10 protein-coding genes are annotated in these 18,817 nt (G+C 50.1%); 7 read left to right on the top strand and 3 right to left on the bottom strand.

Annotated elements, in window-relative coordinates:
• Positions 1 to 60: 60 nt before the first annotated feature.
• Together HY774_08745 and HY774_08740 are read right to left on the bottom strand one after the other, a co-directional pair.
• Positions 61 to 2,493, bottom strand: coding sequence for a hypothetical protein (locus tag HY774_08745; GenBank protein ID MBI4748566.1), 2,433 nt, complete (start codon positions 2,491 to 2,493; stop codon positions 61 to 63).
• A gap of 123 nt (positions 2,494 to 2,616) precedes the next feature.
• Positions 2,617 to 3,768: an AAA family ATPase gene (locus tag HY774_08740; GenBank protein MBI4748565.1), complete on the bottom strand. Its 1,152-nt coding sequence runs from the start codon at positions 3,766 to 3,768 to the stop codon at positions 2,617 to 2,619.
• A gap of 632 nt (positions 3,769 to 4,400) precedes the next feature.
• Here HY774_08740 and HY774_08735 point away from each other — a divergent pair.
• The 3 genes from HY774_08735 (at position 4,401) to HY774_08725 (ending at position 12,323) form a co-directional block, all read left to right on the top strand.
• Positions 4,401 to 6,959 carry a TonB-dependent receptor gene (locus tag HY774_08735; GenBank protein MBI4748564.1) on the top strand — a complete coding sequence of 853 codons (2,559 nt, stop codon included), beginning with the start codon at positions 4,401 to 4,403 and terminating at the stop codon, positions 6,957 to 6,959.
• Between the two features lie 333 nt (positions 6,960 to 7,292).
• Positions 7,293 to 8,606, top strand: coding sequence for a PepSY domain-containing protein (locus HY774_08730; GenBank protein ID MBI4748563.1), 1,314 nt, complete (start codon positions 7,293 to 7,295; stop codon positions 8,604 to 8,606).
• 294 nt (positions 8,607 to 8,900) lie between these two features.
• Positions 8,901 to 12,323 (top strand): CHAT domain-containing protein, encoded by a 3,423-nt coding sequence (locus HY774_08725; protein ID MBI4748562.1) that lies wholly within the window; start codon positions 8,901 to 8,903, stop codon positions 12,321 to 12,323.
• 76 nt (positions 12,324 to 12,399) lie between these two features.
• Here HY774_08725 and HY774_08720 read toward each other — a convergent pair whose 3' ends face one another.
• Positions 12,400 to 14,571, bottom strand: a complete 2,172-nt coding sequence (locus HY774_08720; GenBank protein ID MBI4748561.1) for a hypothetical protein — start codon at positions 14,569 to 14,571, stop codon at positions 12,400 to 12,402.
• A 246-nt stretch (positions 14,572 to 14,817) separates the two neighbouring features.
• On the opposite strand from HY774_08720, the gene HY774_08715 reads away from it, so the two are divergent.
• The 4 genes from HY774_08715 to HY774_08700 all read left to right on the top strand — a co-directional run bounded on the left by HY774_08715 (position 14,818) and on the right by HY774_08700 (position 18,787).
• Complete coding sequence (locus HY774_08715; GenBank protein MBI4748560.1) at positions 14,818 to 15,576, top strand: hypothetical protein; 759 nt, start codon at positions 14,818 to 14,820, stop codon at positions 15,574 to 15,576.
• A gap of 34 nt (positions 15,577 to 15,610) precedes the next feature.
• Positions 15,611 to 16,246 (top strand): hypothetical protein, encoded by a 636-nt coding sequence (locus HY774_08710; GenBank protein MBI4748559.1) that lies wholly within the window; start codon positions 15,611 to 15,613, stop codon positions 16,244 to 16,246.
• Between the two features lie 47 nt (positions 16,247 to 16,293).
• Positions 16,294 to 17,070: an ankyrin repeat domain-containing protein gene (locus HY774_08705; protein ID MBI4748558.1), complete on the top strand. Its 777-nt coding sequence runs from the start codon at positions 16,294 to 16,296 to the stop codon at positions 17,068 to 17,070.
• Between the two features lie 238 nt (positions 17,071 to 17,308).
• Positions 17,309 to 18,787 (top strand): ISKra4 family transposase, encoded by a 1,479-nt coding sequence (locus tag HY774_08700; GenBank protein ID MBI4748557.1) that lies wholly within the window; start codon positions 17,309 to 17,311, stop codon positions 18,785 to 18,787.
• Positions 18,788 to 18,817 lie beyond the last annotated feature (30 nt).

Genomic DNA, 18,817 nt, shown 5'->3' with positions numbered 1-18,817 from the left:
ACGAAATGAGGGCTGAAGATGTGGGTTTTCTTATTTTTCATTCTCAATTCTTCAGCTCCATCATTCTCCCAATCCATCATTGTGCAGGCTTTCCAGAATCAATTGATTGAGTTGTAAGCCAAACCGGAGGGCTGCTTCAGAGAGAGTTCGGGTATCGGGCAGGTTGAGTTGGGGTTGGCCGTGCAGGTGAGCCACCATTTCGGCCACCCGGTCAGTTTCGCGCGGCGTCAAATCGGCAAACGACAGCCGGAGTTCGGGCAGGATTCTTAAAAAATCTTCTTCGCTCCAGGCTGCCAGATATTCATCCAGCAGTGTGAGCAACCCTGAAAGATTCCAGGCGGCTTCACGGCAGGTTTTCAGCAGTCCTTGCAGAAAGCCAATCTGATCGCTGGTTGAGGCTGAAGCCCTTTCCAGAAATCCTCTGACGAAACTCAACACGGCTGACTCGTTCATTTTTCCGGCGCTGAAGAGAATTCCAACCACGCCGCCAGACACGAGCGGGTTCCCCTCTGGCTTCAAGGGAATCGGTTCCAGCGCTGAATAAAACAGGGTTTCATCCAAAATCTGGTCTGGCGTGGAATTGACCAGTTCGCGCAGTGACGCCAGGCTGTCCACCACGTTTGGCGCCATTTCCGCAGGACAACCGGCCAGTTCAGATATCAGAAAACAGGCTTTGTAAAAGGCGGCCTGACTTAACTCAGGCAACACCGTCAGGTGGTGTGCTTCGAGTGGTTCACGCGATTGCCAGAGCAATAGCAAGTGTTCCAACGCTTCAACCAGCGAAGAAAAATCCGGATCCTGGTGAATATTTTCGGAAATCAGCGCCAGCAGACGCGAAACCGACTGGTGCAGGCCCATTTGACAGGCCACAACCAGCAAGCGGACGGCCTGGATGGCACTTCGTGAGTTTCCTTCGGCTTCAAGATTACTGATGGTTTGTACCAGCAGGTTGAGCGCGGCTTCTTCAACCGTGGTGCCAAAGAGCGATTGTTCGACCAGTTTCGTTTCAGCCAGCGGTGTCCACTGGTAGTCCCACTGTTCCTGAAGTCGTTCCAAACCTGTCCCGCGGGCGAAATCCGGTCCCGCTGTCAATCGAGCAAAAAACACCTGAAGAAATTTCAAACGATGGAAAAACCGGCTTATCCGGCGATGCGTTTTTTTCCGGTAGACATCCAGGCTGATTGATTTCGACGTGGAATCCCCAATCTTGAGCCGTAAGCTGGCGGCTTCACGGCGAAAGTCTTCGACAATCGGGGGAACACCAACCGTTGGCGGCAAGTCACCGATCTGATCCCCAGTCAAAAGTTTCTGCACGGTCTCAAGCAGGAGTTTTCCTTCCGTGTCCATCGCGCCTTTCACAAAGCAACTCCGGATGCCGTCGAGGAGGTCTTCGCGGGTTGGACCGCTGGTGTGTCCTCGAAACCCGGCCAGTTGCCGGGACTGGGCCAGTGCCGAGATTTCATCAACCGACGAGATCGGCGTCAGGCGATTGTGTTCGTGGGTCAGGCGTCCAATTTCGACCAGGAACCGGGCAGCCACTGCAATACCGGGTTCCGGGTTCCGGGTTCCGGGTTCCGGGTTGAGGTGTTTCCAAAACTGCTGGTAATAGTTGGGCGAAGGCATTCCGGCGGCATAGCCGTTGAGGGCGTCGAGTTGTTCAAAGCTGTACCGCATCACCACTGTTTGGGCGTCACCGTCTGCCAGTTTTGGCTTTTTGGGACGTTTGACCGGCTGCTGGATCAGTTTGGGGAGCACCACCGTGTGAAACCCACCCGTAACGACCAGAATTTTTCCGGTCGTGAGGACCAGTTCTTCCTCAATGGCGGCGGCCATGGCCTGTTCACGGGTGAGCGTGCCGTCAGCCTGGAGCATCTCGGCGGATGAATCCTGGCGTGCCATCAGGCAATAGCCGACCACATTTCTGACAAAAACATCGGCTGGAAGCTGAAGGAAGTTCGCTTCAAAGAGGTGGTCCCAGAGTTCGTTGTGGTCACGACACCCGGCGCGTTTTGCCAGACTGGTCAGATAGATGCTTCGTCGAAAAACGCTTTCATCCAGCAGGGCACGGGAAGTCGGTTTCGCTCCAGCCAGAATCTGTTCAGGAAAGGTCAAATCAATAAATCTGAGCTTGGCCCCGACGTGTTGACCAGCTTTCAAGGCCACCAGTTCCGGCGTGTAGTCGCAAAATGGGTAGAATCCAGCAAACCGGGGCGGCCCCGCATCCGGTAAGCCTGGAACTGAAACGTCAGGCGAGTGCCGCCGGTCCACAAACGTGGTGTAAATCGCAACGGGCGGTTTGGTTCGTGGATCAAGCAAGGTCGAAATCAGTGGTGTGATGTCTTCCGGGCCTTCAATCAAAATCGCGGCTGGTTTTTCCTGGTAAATCAATTTTTGGAGATGCCATGCACATGCCGGGCTATGATGCCGGATTGGAAAAAACACCAGCCGATCAGTCCAGAGTGAATTGGCAATGAGGCGAATTTGATCTTGCATGGCGGTCGGTTACTCATTTCCTGATTTCTTGATGTTCCACGGGTTACGCTCGAAGACTCGCTGCACCCGAGGCTCTAACTCTGTCGCCCTCTTCGAGGACTTGAGCGGCTTTTTTCATCATTCTCAATTCTTTATTCCAAACCGGTGTGCTCGGAAATACCGATCCCACAGCGGACTGTTTTTGGCACGGGCTTTGACGACCACATCAAAGTAATGTTTGAGTTTTTTGGCATCTTCCGTGGTGTCTTTGAGAACCGTTCCAATCAGGTTGCGGGCGATGTGTTCAGGGGCAAGCTGGCCGTCTCCGAAATAGCAGGCATCAAGTCCGGCAGACAATCCAACCGAGACGGCTTCCGCGGTGGACATCACGGTTGAGGGACGTTCCACGGCGGTGCCTTCGGCGGTGCGGCCCTGGCGTAGATCGTGAAACGTCGTCACCAGCAGGTCAATGACATCGGTTTCAATCTGAACGTCGGCTTCGGCTTCGGCGAGCAAAAGCTGGGTTTGCTCCAGAACCAATTTCAACTCCAGGTCTTTGCTGGCAATCGGATGGACGGTTTCAAAGTTGAATCGCCGTTTGAGGGCGCTCGACATTTCATTGACGCCCCGGTCGCGTAAATTTGCGGTGGCAATGACGTTAAACCCTTTGCGGGCAAAAAGTACTGCGTGTTCTTCGTCGAGTTCAGGAATATGCAGCACCTTGTCGGAAAGAATGCTCACCATTGAATCCTGGATTTCAGGCGGGCAGCGGGTGATTTCTTCAAAGCGGACAAGTCGGCCTTCTTTCAACCCGGTGTAGAGCGGGGACGGAACCAGGGCCCGGAGGCTTGGGCCTTCGGCCAGAAGTTGGGCAAAGTTCCAGGTGTATTTGATGTGATCTTCGGTGGTTCCCGCCGTGCCCTGGATGGTGTTGGTTGATGTTCCAGAAATGGCAGCCGCGAGGAGTTCAGACAGCATGGATTTCGCGGTTCCGGGTTCACCCACCAGCAGCAGCCCGCGATTTCCGGCCAGCGTAATGATTGCCCGATCAATTAAGGCATCATCCCCATAAAACTTTTCCTGGATGACGGTTTCAGTGGGCTGACCGTCCCAGGTGTGGCGATAGGCTTTGCCGTCGGACCCAAGGATGAATTCACGGACCATGCGTGGCGAAAGCTTCCATCCAGGAGGTTTCGGGGATTTGTCATTGACGGCGAGTGCATTGAGTTCCTGAGCATAAAGGATCTCAGCCGGTGGGCGGACAATGGCGGCAGGGTGTGGCAGTGGTTTGGTCATAATACCAGTTTGTAGTCAGTAGTCAGTAGTCAGTAGTTCACTAAGTCTATTTGATTGAATTACTTGAATATTCTCTAGTACGATGATTCCATTGCAAAATGGTATAACACCAGTTAGGGGGCAGGGTCAGGGTTTCGGGGAAAGGCAGTTTTCTCATCATTCAAACCGAGATTTTCGCATTCTGCCCTGGATTGTTCAAAAGCGGAAGAGAGTTCATTAAATTGTTTGAATTCAATGAAATAGCAGTATGTTGAGGCTGGTTTCGATGAAAGAAAGTCAACAAGTGGGTTGACAAAGCGTTGTGACATCCGGCATAGTTGCCACGATTTTGAAAGTCAATTTCAAAAAAAGCAATTCTACAAAAGCAAAAAGCCCCTGGCGCGGCAACGCCAGAGGCCCTATTGCACAAACCAATCACCATTGCTGTGCGGTGTTTCTGTTTGGTGAGTGCGTCCTGATTCTAGCATACCTCCATCCATTTTATCCTCCTCAGGTTGGCGGCAGCCGGGAACGACTCTCCCCATTCAGCTCACTGTTTTAAACCTTCACAGGACGTCTTTCACCAAGGCGGAAGATCGTCGTGTGTCTTTGCCCTCCGGATTGGCCGGATGGCACCTGACTGGATGGATGCTATGCGTAAACTTTTTCATTCGATTGATCTTTTTGCAACTTTACCTCACGGGGTTCCACCCTCTCGGGCACGTTTGATGCCGGTTCGATACACGGCTGCGCTGTCGGCCACGGTGCTTGTGATGGTTTTGATGTGGCTTTCACCATCAATGCAGGCCCAATCACTGACTGGTTCACTTCAAGGAACGGTGACTGACCAGGCCGGAGCCGTGATTCAGGGGGCCCGAATTGCCCTTCGTTCAGCATCCCAGACCGCCCAGGAAACAGTTTCCGATGGTCAGGGCCAGTTCAAGCTCAATAACCTGCCCGTCGGTGAGTACACTCTGGCCATTGAGAAAAAAGGGTTTCAATCGCGTCAACAAACGATTGCAATGGCCCCTGACTTTGCACCATTGACCCTGACCCTCACCCCTGAAAACTTGAGCGAAGTGGTTCTGGTGACTGATAACAGCATCGCGGTGGAATCCACCTTCAAGTTGGAAACTTCGATTCACGAAACGCCACGCGCGGTAACCATCATTGATTCGACACGTATCCGCGAACAGAACTTCCGCTTTGTGAACGATGCGTTTGCCTATGTGCCAGGCGTTGCGGTCAATAGTTATCGCACCGGCGGGTATCACTTCTATGCTCGGGGCTACCGTATGTTGCCCGATGACACGCGAGTGGACGGTTTTGCCGGAGTCAACGCCGGGGGCCGCTACGGAGCAACCTTGTTTGGAGTCGAGCAAGCCGTGTTGTTACGCGGTCCAGCCGGGCTGCTCTATGGTTCGTCGGGGGCGCCGGGCGGAATGATCAACCTCATTACCAAGAAACCCCAACCAGTTCAGACCACCCGGATTGATTTGCGGGCTGGCGGCTTTGCCGGAAACGGTGTCGGACTGACCGAGCGGGGCTTCGGAGGGCTTGATTTCGATACCACCGGACCAATTGGAAAAAGCGACCGGGTGTTTTATCGCGCCTTGTTCACGATTGAAAACATGAACTATTTCACCAACAACGTCCTGGACCGAAACCGGTATGCTCAAGGGTCATTGACGTTCAAACTGGATCAGGAAGGCCGCTACACGTTGACGCCAATGTTCCAGTGGACGCGGTTTAACCGGCCAGCGGGCGGGGGAATTGTGATTTCTCCGAGCACGTCACTCTCAACCAACGACAAAATCAGCGGTCCGGTCAACCGGCAGGATTTGTCCCCGCTCGATGTCAATTTATCGTTTGGGGGCGGCGTTGACGAAGGCCGTCAGGCCGGGTTTGATTTCCGGGCAGTGCCGATCCCGGCGTTGCGCATCAATCTCGGGTATCGGTTTATCGGGCTGGATACCAGTATTGATCAATTTGCACCTGTTGCCAGTACCCCGACCCAAATTGAAATTCTCAAGAAGCAAAACCTGGTGCAACGCCAGCAGACAAAGAGCGAAACCGACCGGCTCTACCATAACTTTGACTTCAACACCGCCTATGAGTTTCAACCGACGAGCTGGTGGAAAAATACGGTTCAGGTTGGCGGATACGCCCGGCTGTCACGAACCCGGACCACGACCAATGCCGGGCCATTGCCAGGACCCCAGTCATTCATCAACATCTACACCGGGCAGGAAACCACGCCGCTGGTTGATAACTACCCTGATCTCAAATGGGCTGATTTTATTGATACCACCTTTTGGAACACCTATGTCCAGAATCGCGCGGCCCTCGCGAATGGAAAAGTGATCTTTTCATTTGGGTTGGGGTATGGCCAAAACCACCCGAGTGGTCAGCCGGTTCGCAAAGGCGACCTGACGCCAAATCTGTCAGTGGTGTACAACCTGGACCGGCAACTGGCGTTTTTCTTCAGTTATGCCACCAGCTACAACCCGGCAGACCCGAATTCCGAAGACGTAAGGGGAAATCGCAACACGTTTGATCCGTCAATTGGCCGGAATTATGAGTTTGGGGCTAAATATGATCTGCCAAGCCGTCGGGCGTCCGCGACGTTGAGCTTTTTCCATAATGAAGTCACCAACGCCCTGGTCCAATCCGGTCCAAACGATCTCAATCCAAACGGAAATCGCTTCTTTGTGCAGGCTGGCAGCCGCCGGGCTCGCGGCGTTGAATTATCCACCGAATTTCAACCAATCCGGGATTTGCGCGTGACGGCGGCGGTGAGCTACCTTGATGCAATTTACACCGGCGAAGGTCCAGCCAGTGCGGCGGCAACCAATGCCATTCCTGGTTCGCGGGCGGAAAAATCGCCGAAATGGTCATACAGCGTCTGGAGTCGCTATGATCGTTCCGAAGGCAAATTCCATGGGTTTGGAGCTGGTCTGGGCCTTATCTGGCAAGACGAACGGTTGGGCAGCAATGGCGCCCGAACACCAACGGCGCCAGATCCGCTTGTATTGCCAGCCTTTACGCGACTTGATGCCGCACTTTTCTACCGCTTGAACGAGCACGTTGATTTTGCGCTGAATTTTGAAAACCTGACCGACCGGGTGATTTTTGTGAATGGAACGGTTGGGTCAGGGCTTGAAATTGCACCGCCGCGCACGGTCAGCTTCCGGATGGGGTATCGGTTTTAGGTGTTTTTTCGTCAGTAGTCAGTAGTTGATAAGTCAGTAGATCGTAGTCAGTAGTCCACTAACTTCAGTTGATCGAATGACTTGATTGTTTTCTTATACCAGAGGTTCTTTCTAAAATGGCATTATACCAATTTGCGATGAAGTCCTCGTATTAGAGAACGGTCAAATAGTTCAATCAAATAAACTTAGTGAACTACTGACTACTGACTACTGACTACTGACTAAAATGGCATTCATCCTCTATTCAGGGTCAATGTGCTTTCATGGGAGTGCATTGACCTGCTTTCTTTTTCAATGAAAGCTGCAATTTTGTTCCGATGGTAGGTAGAACGTATGAAGTCCTTTCGAAAAATCATCTTTTGGAGTCATTTACTGGCCGGCGTGATTGCCGGTGTGGTGGTGTTTGTGATGTCGGTGACGGGTGTGCTGCTGGCATTTGAAGCCCAAATTACCCGGTTTGCCGAACGCGATCAGCGAACGGTTCAGCTTCCGGCACCTGGTACGCCCCGGCTCAGTCCACAGGCGTTGCTGGCAAAGGTCCAGGCTGATAATCCAACGCTGAAACCGGCTGGACTGACCGTTGAAGCTGACCCCACTGCCGCCGTTTCAGTTTCATTGGGCCGAGAGGGCACGCTGTTTGTCAATCCATACACTGGCGCTTCGCTGGGCACGGGGTCCAAGGGAGTTCGCAATTTTTTCCACGAAATCACGGACTGGCACCGGTGGCTCGGGGCGCATGGTGAAAACCGTTCGATAGGTCGAGCGATAACTGGTGCCTGTAACGCCGCTTTTCTCTTCCTCGGCATCAGTGGACTTTATATCTGGTGGCCGAAAAAATGGACTCGCCAGCATCTGGCCGCCATTACTCTATTCAGATCAGGTCTGAAAGGGAAGGCGCGTGATTTTAACTGGCACAATGTGATTGGGAGCTGGTGTGTGCTGGTGTTGATTGTGCTGACGGCAACCGGAATGGTGATTTCCTATCAGTGGGCCAATAACTTGATCTACACCATGACTGGAAGCCCACGTCCGGGGCCACCTCCTGGCGCTGGCGGTCCTGGTCCAGGCGGTCCAGGTGGTCCAGGTGGACAGGGAAGTCCAAACGCCGGAAGTGGTGAGCAGCGTCGTCAGGGAAACCCCAATGCTGGAGGGGCAGGCGGACCAGGATCCGCTGCAAATCAGGGTGGACCGTCATCATCAGGCCAATCGCAGCCGGTTATTCTTGCCAATCTGGACCAACTCTGGCAGCGAGCCGAACAACAGGTGCCGCATTGGGAATTGATTTCGATCCGACTCGCCACAACTGCAACGGCGCCGGTGTCATTCTCAATTGATGACGGCACGTCGTGGAATCCAATTGGCCGTTCACAATTGACACTCAATCAGGCAACCGCCGAAGTTGTGAAGTGGGAACCCTATGTTGAATATAGCCTTGGGCGAAAGCTCCGGTTGTGGGTTCGCACCGCCCATACCGGAGAAGCCGCCGGATTGCCTGGGCAAATCATTGCCTGCGTTGCTTCGTTGGGTGGTGCGTTTCTGGTCTGGACTGGTCTTGCCCTTTCGTGGCGGCGTTTTCTGGCCTGGAAAGCCAGACGTAAGGTCAGGCAAGTCGCTGAACTTGACGAGGTTCAGGTGGTTGGGGATTGAACCCAGAAATTCTGCATTACAGTTGTGAAGTCAGGATGGTGTTACCCATTGACGGATCTTTTTGTCTCCCCTCAGGAACAGAAGCCGGTTTTTGATTCCAGTGCGTTGGGTTTATCCTTGTTAAAATTCTATCAATCATTTAACTTTTAGATAGAATATTATCTCGGAACTCTCTCTCAACTCAGGTTATTGGCTTACACTCGCTGGATTTTTCTTCTAAAGATCAAATACACCGGTTCAGTTCAGGTTGGCCAGCCGCCAACTGGTGAACTTTGTCTCAAAATGAGGGGAACTATGGGAACGCTCTTTCGAAATCTGGTTGCTATTGGATTGTTGTGCTCACTGTTTTTGGTGCCGGTTGGGGTACTGGCAACTCAGGAACAAAGCCAGCCAGCTTTAGTTAAGAATTCAATTCAAGAAACACCACAAAAGTTAGAAATCAATCAACCCATCGAGAGGGAAATCAAGGGTACAGAAATACAGGTGTTTAGGGTCAATTTATTGAAAGATCAGTTTTTGAGATTTGAGGTTGATCAAAAATTGGGAAATGTGTTGGTCAAGGTACTGGATCCATCAGGAAAAATGTTACACGAAACCAATGGTTTGAGTACAGGCGAAACAAATTTGATTGAACATCTCGTTGCAGATCTGAACGGAGACTATCGAATAGAAATTAAACCAGTTCGAAAAAATGCTATCTTATCAAAATATATAATAAGGTTGGTTGAAATCCGAGAAGCTACATCACAGGACAAATATCTTTTTACTACAATCTGTATGGTAGAGGATGCCCGGAAACTTGGCCAACAACAAACCAAAGAAGCTCTAAAACAAGCTCTCGAAGTGTATAAAGAAGTTCATCTTCGATGGAAAATAATAGGAGATAAAACTGAGGAAGCATCGGCCCTTTCTCAAATGGGAAACATATATTATCAGTTTGGTGAGATGGAAAAAGCTCTAGAATGCTTCCTCAGAGTACTTTCATTAGTCAAAGATGTAAAAAATCGATTTGGTGAAGCTGTCATCTTGAATAGTATTGGATCTATTTATCGGTTTAGAGGAGAGTTTCAAGTTGCATTGGGTTATTTCCACCAGTCTCTTTCGATTCGAAGAGATTTAGGTGATCAAAAAGGAACAGCAAGAGTTTTAAGTAGTATTGCTCATACATACAGTCTTTTAGCTGATAATCGAAAGGCGCTGGAATGTTACCAGCAGGCTTTGCGTATCAGTCAGGAGCTGCAAGATTCTAATGAAGTTATGCAACTGCTCACAAGTATAAGTACAGTTCAGTTAGAATTAGGTAACTATCAAAATGCCTATCAATTGTTGCAGCAAGCCCTTCATCTCAACCAAACTATCGCTAACCGTCTTCAAGAAGTAAACATTTTGCATAACATTGGGGGAGTGTTTGGTTCAATAGGAGATAACGATACAGCTATAAAGTATGATCGCAAGGCATTAAAAGCAGCTTCTGCTATCGGATATATGTTGGGACAAACAGAAGCGCTTTGCTCGATAGGAGTGAGTTATTACAATTTAGGAAATTATCAAGAGGGTTTAGGTTATCTGGAGCAAGCGTTACAACTACAACGATTAAGCGGCGATAAAGGGGGGGAAGCATACACTCTCCAGATAATAGGTGAATTTTACTCACTCCTTGATAATTACCAAAAAGCTAGCGAATATTTGGAAGCTGCTTTATCGTTGAATCAGTCTATCAATCGTCTAAAGGGTGAAATTGTTGTTCTCAAAGGTCTTGGGCGAAACTATTCTTTTTTGAAACAGTATGACAAAGCAATTGAGTTGTTTAAATTGGCACTTGAAAAATCTCGAATAGCAGGTGACCGGAATAGTGAAATTAGTATACTTCACTGGTGGGCATGGGCTGAAGGTAAGAGAGGGGACTTAAGCTCTGCAAGATCCAAAGTTGAAGCTGCAATTGAATTGATTGAATCAAACCGTTCAAATGTTGTTAGGCCAGAATTTCGTGAGACATTGGCTTCGAGAGATCATGGAACTTATTTACTTTACCTCGATGTTTTAATGCAACTGTTACATGTCGCCAACCCAAAAGCTGGGTTTGATGCTGAAGCACTTTACGTGAACGAACGGTCACGTGCCCGGAGCTTGATGGAACTATTGCAAGAAGCAAAAACCGATATTCGCCAGGGAATTGATCCGAAACTGCTGGAGCGCGAACAGGAACTGCTGCAACGCATCACGGCCAAGGAGCAGTTGAAAATCAAGTTGCTGCTGGGTGGGAAATATTCTTCTGAGCAGATGGAAACAGTAACCAGTGACCTGGACGCACTGCTCGAAGAGCACCGAAAAATTCAGGATGAGATTCGCCAAACCAGCCCGCATTATGCCAATCTGACCCAACCTCAACCATTGACCGTGAAGGAGATCCAAAACCAGGTTTTGGACAAGGATACCCTTTTGCTTGAGTATGCGCTCGGCGATCAACAAAGCTATCTTTGGGTTGTTTCATCAACCGGGCTGAAAAGTTTTCCATTGGCTAGCTCCGAGAAAATCGGAGCAGCAACCCAACGTCTGTGCCACATTCTGGGTGAGTATCAAATCAAGGAAAATGAACCCAGGTTGACCTATCACCAGCGAGCAGCACAACTTGATATTCGATATTCGGCGGTTTCATCGGAGTTGAGCGAATTGATTCTCAAACCGGCTGCCGACTTGCTTGGAAAGAAGCGTCTGTTGATTGTGGCTGATGGTGCTCTTCAATATATTCCATTTGCGGCGTTGCCGTCACCAAATAGCTCAAAGCAGGAACCACTCATCACCTTCCACGAAATCACGCATCTTCCGTCAGCCTCCACGCTGGCCGTATTGCGGAAGGAGCTGGCTGGACGCCCGAAGTCGCCCAAAACCCTGGCTATCGTGGCCGACCCGGTTTTTGATCTTCATGATCCACGGTTGGCAAAAACGACTCGTGCAGGTGAAAAAACCGCCACTGCCAAAGCCGATGAACTTAAATCTATTGCATTTCAGGATCGTGCCCTGCGAGCGGCTCAAGCATCCGGGGTTTTAATGGGTAATACCTCTGAGCGCCTGATTGGAACCCGCCGAATCGTGATCGAAAGCAAGAAACTCATCCCACAAGCCAGGATGAACGCCTGGATGGATTTTGAAGCGGTTCGAGCCCGCGCCATCAACCCAGCGCTGGCAAAGTATCAAATCGTTCATTTTGGAACCCATGGTCATCTGGATACCGTTTCCCCAGGGTTATCAGGGTTGTTTTTTACCCGCTATGACCAGACTGGCCAGGAACTCCCTGAATATTTTTTAAGTGCGATTGATGCCTATAATTTGAAGCTGCCTGCTGAACTGGTGGTGCTCCAGGCGTGTGAAACAGGTGTATCAGCGTTCCTAGACGAAAAAAGCGAACCTTCTGACGCCAAAGCCTCAGATTCGAGTTCAAAAAAACTGACCCGACTGAAAAATATCAACCCGGAAGGGCTCAATTTTTTGACCTGTGGGTTTATGTATGCCGGTGCCAGGCGGGTGATGGTCAGCCTCTGGAAGATTGGTGATCAGTCATCTTCTGAAGTATTGATCCGAATGTACCGGCGTATGTTCGGTTCCAAGCGAATGTCGCCTTCCGCAGCCTTGAGAGCCGCCCAACTGGAAATGTTGAATCACCCGAAATGGAGCCGCCCTTACTTCTGGAGCGGGATGGTCATTCACGGAGAGTGGTAGGTTCATTTCAACTCCAGGGGCCTGGACATGGGAACTCTGAACCCAACCTGAATTTGGACTGACACTGAGTTTTGATTCAATGCTGTTTTTTGGGGAGCATCTTTTGAATTGCCTCCACTGAAATTGCTGGTACAACGGCTTTCCGAGTCGGCCACAGCACTGTTTTCGCCAGATTTTCCATTCGCAATTCAATCTCGACGGAACCTTTCCCCGCAACAGGTTTGATGTCTGCAAAGAGAATGGTATCTGAGAGTGTCACTTCGGGAACCGGGTGGTAGCCATTGATCACAAGTGCTTTTTCAAAAGCAGTCTGCAATGAAGTCTCAATTGGGGTACCGTTTTGAGTGATCTGAAGAAAGACATCTTGGGTTTCAGCAAGGGTTTGGGCGCCTTCGTACCCGGCATGCATTGGCACATCTGGTTGAGATTCTGAAACTGGAGGTTGTCCTTTCGGTCTTGATTTAGGTTTGTTGGGAAGCGCAGGTTTTTGAACTTGCTGAGGTTCCGGACCTGGCGGCATCATTTCTTGTTTGGGTGGTGCTGGCAATGGGGTTGGTGGCATGACCGGAGCTGGTTGCTTCACGATTGGTTCGGGAGGTCCGGCAATTTGCCGTCTGAGAAACCAGAAATACCCCAGTCCAAGTAAGATGGCGAGAGCGGCTGTCACGACCGTCGGGAACAGCCAGTGGCGGTTTACCGACCTGGCAAGAGGCTGGGGACGCCCTGGAACATACTCGATTTCAATGTGATAGCTTGTCTCGTCGGCCAGGTCAGGTTCAAGTTGCGTCCGAAACCGTATTTCCTGACCACCTTCCAGGACAATCGCATACGTTTTAACCCCGCAAAGTTTGTATTGAACGGATTGTTTGATTTCCGATTGGTTGAGTGCCAGCACTGCCATCGGAAGTAGATCACGGTCGTCTTCAGCCACGATTTGGAGGAACCGACTTTCCGCACCAACAGAAAATTGAATGGATCGAGATTCCTGGAGGGGGAGTTTTCCGATTCTATATCCATCGAGGTACACTCCAAGTTCACTTCCGGTAAAGACTTTTCGTCGTTGAGCATCCTGTTCCAACCGTTTAAACATTGGGTCAAGCGGGGGAGGGTCCGGCATAAACCACCAGCGCCAGTTTTTTTCTTTCCCCATTTCAATTCTCCCGTTGTTCGATGAATCGCCATTATACGGTGCCGGTGGTCGTCCGAAAAACGTTGGAAGTGCCAGTCTTTCTTCCGGTGGAGCTGAACCAATACTTTCCTGAACCAACCATGGGAAGCATTCGGGGCAAATAAACCCATGCACATATCCAAGATCGAGTTTGAGGTGGCTTTTTTTCTCCCGAAATTCAAGGCAACTGGTTTTCCACGGAGTCAAGACCTCATTCATTTTGGCGACAAATTTCAGCACTTCCGGATCCTGGATGAACGTTTCACGGCCTTTGAAGCCGCCTGGGGATTCAGTTTCTGGAAGCGGCTCCAAAAAATCACCAAACCGGCTTTCCAGGTTACTGAGCAGCTTGGCCTTCAATTTTCGCACATCCGTATTTAAATTCTTCTCATTCCGGTTTTTCACATATCCGATTTTAGTCCACATTTTTTTCAGCTCCGCCTTTTCATAGATATGCCGGAACTGAGTCAGGGTATAACTTGACCAGAACACATCGTGATCCGCAGTGAGGAAAACCAGGAATTTCAAATATCGGGCCCACATGGTCTGAAGTGAGAGCTGGGGCATCCGCTGCTCCAAAACCATATCGCGAATATTCAAACTCAAGCAGAGTTTGCGGGCTGTGATCTCGCGATTTGGGTCATCTGACGGTTCATCCAACTGAGTTTGAAACATGTGCCGTTGTTTGGATAACGGTGGGGAGCAAGCAAACTGCGGATCATCATATCGCTCCTGAAAGACTTCGGTCAGGTTGAGGTATTCATACAAGAGCATTTGGAAGGATTGTGGATCGTTGAGCAGGGCTTTGGTTGAGTTTTCTTCATTCCGGTAGGTTTGAGACCGATTCCCCAAAACGATGAAAAACCGAAGTACCTGACCGACAATTCCTTCCGCCAGTTCATCATTTGGATGAATGGCATACGCAATGTTCTTGGCCCGATCCAGCCAGGGTGACAGAGCGAGCTTCCCTTGTTCATTGGTAAATAACGGCGCCGCTTTATTTTTTCCGACTGTCAGCAATGTCCATTCGAGGAAATCCCCCATGGCTCTTGAAAATGGTTTCATGTAGTGAGATAACATCGCATCATCCTGATCTGAGTGGTTTATAAAGACAACATCGCATCATACCTCTGAAAGCGGAGCGATTGTACTGTCAATTGAGAAGTATTATTGCCGCCAAGAGAATACTCGCCTGGGACAATGCAGGCAGCGAAAAACTGTTAAAGCTGGTACTACTTTTGCCGCTCAAAAGCTGGTACAACATCGAGCATTGGTCATCGCTTTTTTGAACAATAAACCAGTTTTTCTTCATTGAGGATACACAATATGAGCCAGGGTGTATTTTGTTCGCTTGGCCGTGGCTATATGCAGGCGAGTGCGAGCCTTTTCCGCTACTCTTTGCGTCAGCGGTGGTTTGTCCAGCCGTTCACCTTTGGCATGGCGGTGGTATACGCTCCGTTTCTGATGGTGGTGGCTTGCGGATTTTACCTGTTTGTGGTGTTTGACTGGCTTGGAGCCGCCGTTGATTGGATTCGATCCGGGTTATTACGTGTCATAACCGCAATGGCGGATCGGATGGGGCAGTCGTTCGGCTCCTTTCTGTTTGGACCAGTCGTGATATGTCTGGTCGCGCCAATTTTTCTCTTGAGTTTGTTTATTCCGAAACTGTCGTCCGCTGTTCCGGTGAGTATCGTGGCTGAATTTGCCGATTTGACTGGAAGTGGAGCATTCAAAACAGTCAATCGTGCTTGCTGGAAAGCCGCAGGCGAATTGTTTCGATATGTAGCAAGCAAACCATTTTATGTGATGCCGGTTCTGGCGATCATCGCCATTGTCTATTCGGTGATTTTACTGGGTGTTGGCCTGTGTTTTGTGATCTTGATTCCATTGGATTGGTTGAGCGCACTGATTGAACTGACCCGCCAGTGGATTGTGTCGCTTACCAATCGGTTAGGAAGCGGAATTGAACATAGTTTCGGCCAGTTTCTCATTCTTCCAGTTCTGCTGGTGGTCATCGCGCCGGTTTTTCTCGCGGTATTGCTGATTCCAAAATTTGCCAGCAGTGTTGACGTGGATTTTTCTTGAGATGCTATGAACAGCAAAAAGTGCTGGGAGGATTATGACTGTTTTTCAATTTAAACGGTGGTTCAATCGAAAATATGGATGGTATTTGATGCTTGGCTGGCTGGTGATGTGGGGTATTGGATGTGCTTCAGCCAGGGATCAAAGTCTGTCGTTGACTCAACAGCAATCAGATCTTACGCGTCAGCAAGCCGAAGTCGAACGTCAGCGGCTTGAGCTTGAGCGCCAGCGAACAGAACTCGAACGGCAAAAACGCGAAGAGCTGGAACAAAAAATACTGGCTGAGGAACAGGCTCGTAAGGCGGCTGAGGCAGCCGTTACTTATTCACAACCTGAATATGAGGCTTTCCGCAACCAAATTGAATCGGCCTCGGCTGACCTTGGAAAGTTTCTGCTCCGCCGGACCCATCCGACCGGTACCTACGGTTCAACCGACTCGCCATTGATTTCACGTTCTGCTGATGGTCATTCAATTACAACCACCTTGACTGTCAACTGGAAGGGTGGGTTTCTGGAGGTTCCATATGAAACCACCTACCGGTTCGACGTGAGTAAGAAAGAAGGATTTGGCTCATTATCAGTTGAGCGCGATAGCTCAATTATCAAAATTGACCCGGAATTTCTCCGCAGTGCTGAGAGCCAACTGCGAGAAACATTTAATTCAGACAAATAAGATCAACGCGGCGTCAAGCCGTCGCACTCCAAACATTGAGGCTATATATGGATACCCTTCAAAAGACTGGTCTTCGCGGAATTGTTCTGTTTCTGTTGCCAATTATAACTGGTTTTATATTAACCATCTTTCGAATAAAAGCTGTTGAAGAAGCCTTTGCCCTTGGGTTTTTATTGTATGGTCTTCATTCCATTCTTTTTGGAGTAACTTTTGTGGGGAAAAAAGCGCGCGAACACGCGGCGAACCTGGGATATGACACGGTCTTCTGGTCTGGTTGGCCTGCCAGACTGGCGGGAGTGGCTTTTGTTATTCTCAGCGGTGTCATTTTCTTAAGAAGTGTGACCGCATTGGTAATTGGGGTGTGGTATCCAGATACTCCAGTTCTAAAAATATCACTTGCGATGGGAACGAATCCAAATTCAGCTAATCTGCAGGGGGAATTACCCCTCATGTTAGCCAGTAGGCAATATAGCGGGCAAGAAGTGTTTCGGCTTTTGCTTGCAAAAGGTGCAAATCCAAATACAAAAGACACATCTGGAAAAACACCACTCATGTATGTTGGAAACCCAGACATCAGTTCGCTTTTGATCAAAGCTGGGGCCGATGTCAATGCGAGGGATAACATTGGGCAAACAGCACTCATGCATTCATACAACCCGGAAGTTGATTCGCTCCTCATCAAATCAGGAGCTCAGGTAAATATCAGAGATAATGAGGGCAGTACGGCATTGAAACAGGCGAGAGAACGATTGTCCGAGTATCCATCTAATGCCACTTATCGCGAAAAGGTAAGGGTTTTGGAAAGCGCGGGTGCCATCCAATAGGTTTCAGTGCTTGAATACGAAGCTCCAAGCATTACTTTGATTTCGAGATTGGCCTTCAGCCATCGTAACTGGATAAGCGGTTAAATCGCTTATTTAAATGGGCGCGGCTACTTTGAGTTAAAAGGTAAGTAATTGAGAAATAGAGTGTTGAAAGTGTGAAAGAGGTGACAAAAAGGGCTTTAACCCGGCAAGATTGAGAAAATGAAAGAAAATCGAAGGATCTTGGAGGAAAAGCCCGATGAAAGATACAAAAAAACAGAGCGGATTGCATCTGGTGACGAACGAAACAGCAGTGATGGAAGCGCAAACGATCTTTGAAAACCTGGTGAGGTACAGCCAAAGAGCGGAGGGGACAGTGGAAGAGACTGAAAACGCGATCTTCAAAGAGGTATTGAAGTTGGGGCGAGCGTTGCTGCAGCAGTCGGTGACGGCAAGGATGGAAGAAGAAAGGATCGAGCCAATCGAGGTGGAGGGCGGGAAAGAGATTCCCTACCACGGACAGAGGAGCTATCGATATGTCTCGATCTTTGGGGAAATCGAGGTGGAGCGAGCCTATTTTTGGAGTGAGGAGACTGGGGGAGTCGCGCCGCTGGATGAGAAGATGGGACGCCCGAAGCGGTGTTACAGTCCAAAGTTGGAGGAGTGGGCGTTGCGGTTGAGTGTGGTGGAGCCGTTTGAGGCGAGCGTCGAATGGCTGAATGAACAATTGGGAGTGAAGATCCCAAAGCGGATGGTGGAGGTGATGTCGGTGGAGGCGGCCCAGGATGTGAGAAGCTTTTATGAATCGCCGGCGAAGATGAAGGCGACAGGCGAAGGGGAATGTATCGTGGTGAGTACGGACGGCAAAGGCATCCCAATGACCAAAAAGGAACTGGCCCAAACCCCGACCCGGCGCAAGCGAGGGGAGAAAGCCCAGAAGAAGAAAATGGCGACGGTGGCCACGGTGTACACGGTAGCGGAGCAGGATCGGTTTGAATCGGTCACCGAGACGGGCCAGTTGCCGGACATTGCGGCCCACGACAAACAAATCTTTGCCGAACTGGAAGCCAAACCAACGCTGACGCCCTTTCTCAAAGACCAGGTTGAGGCGCGCGGCGGCGCCAGGCGCCCCGTGGCGTTTCTGGCCGATGGCCAACCAGCGATGTGGGGACTCAAAGCCGAGATTTGTCCGTACGCGGTTGAAATTCTCGACTTTCATCACGCCCGCGAGTACCTGTGGAAAGCCGTCTACACCTTTTTGCCCGAAGGCTCGGAGGCGGCCACCGCCTGGGTCAAAGCCCAGGAATCCCGCTTTCTCCTCGGCCAGGTCGGCCTCGTCATTGATGAGTTGCGCCATTGTTTGTCCACCGGCCTCATCGTCGGGAAGTCCAAAACCGAGACGGTTCACAAAGTCATCGCTTATTTTGACACCAACCGCTCCCGCATGCGCTATGACCAGTATTTGCGCGCCGGGTTTCCGATTGGTTCCGGGGCCGTCGAATCGGCTTGCAAACAACTCATCGTCACCCGCATGGACGGCGCCGGGATGCGCTGGACCGTGACTGGCGCTCAAGCCATGCTTGATTTGCGCTCGGTCTTTCTCAATGGTGACTGGTCTCGATATTGGACTTTTCATCGTTCCCAGGAACATCTTCGGTTATATGGACCTTCGGTTCAGTCGCCCGATGTCCCAAAAACTGAAAAAAAAAGTGGCGGCTTGAGTTTTAACTCAAAGTAGCCACGCCCTATTTAAATATGTTTCGCGAAT

This window comes from Acidobacteriota bacterium (assembly GCA_016208495.1).
Lineage (GTDB): Bacteria > Acidobacteriota > Blastocatellia > Chloracidobacteriales > Chloracidobacteriaceae > JACQXX01.
This window is presented reverse-complemented; position numbering and strand designations above follow the sequence as displayed.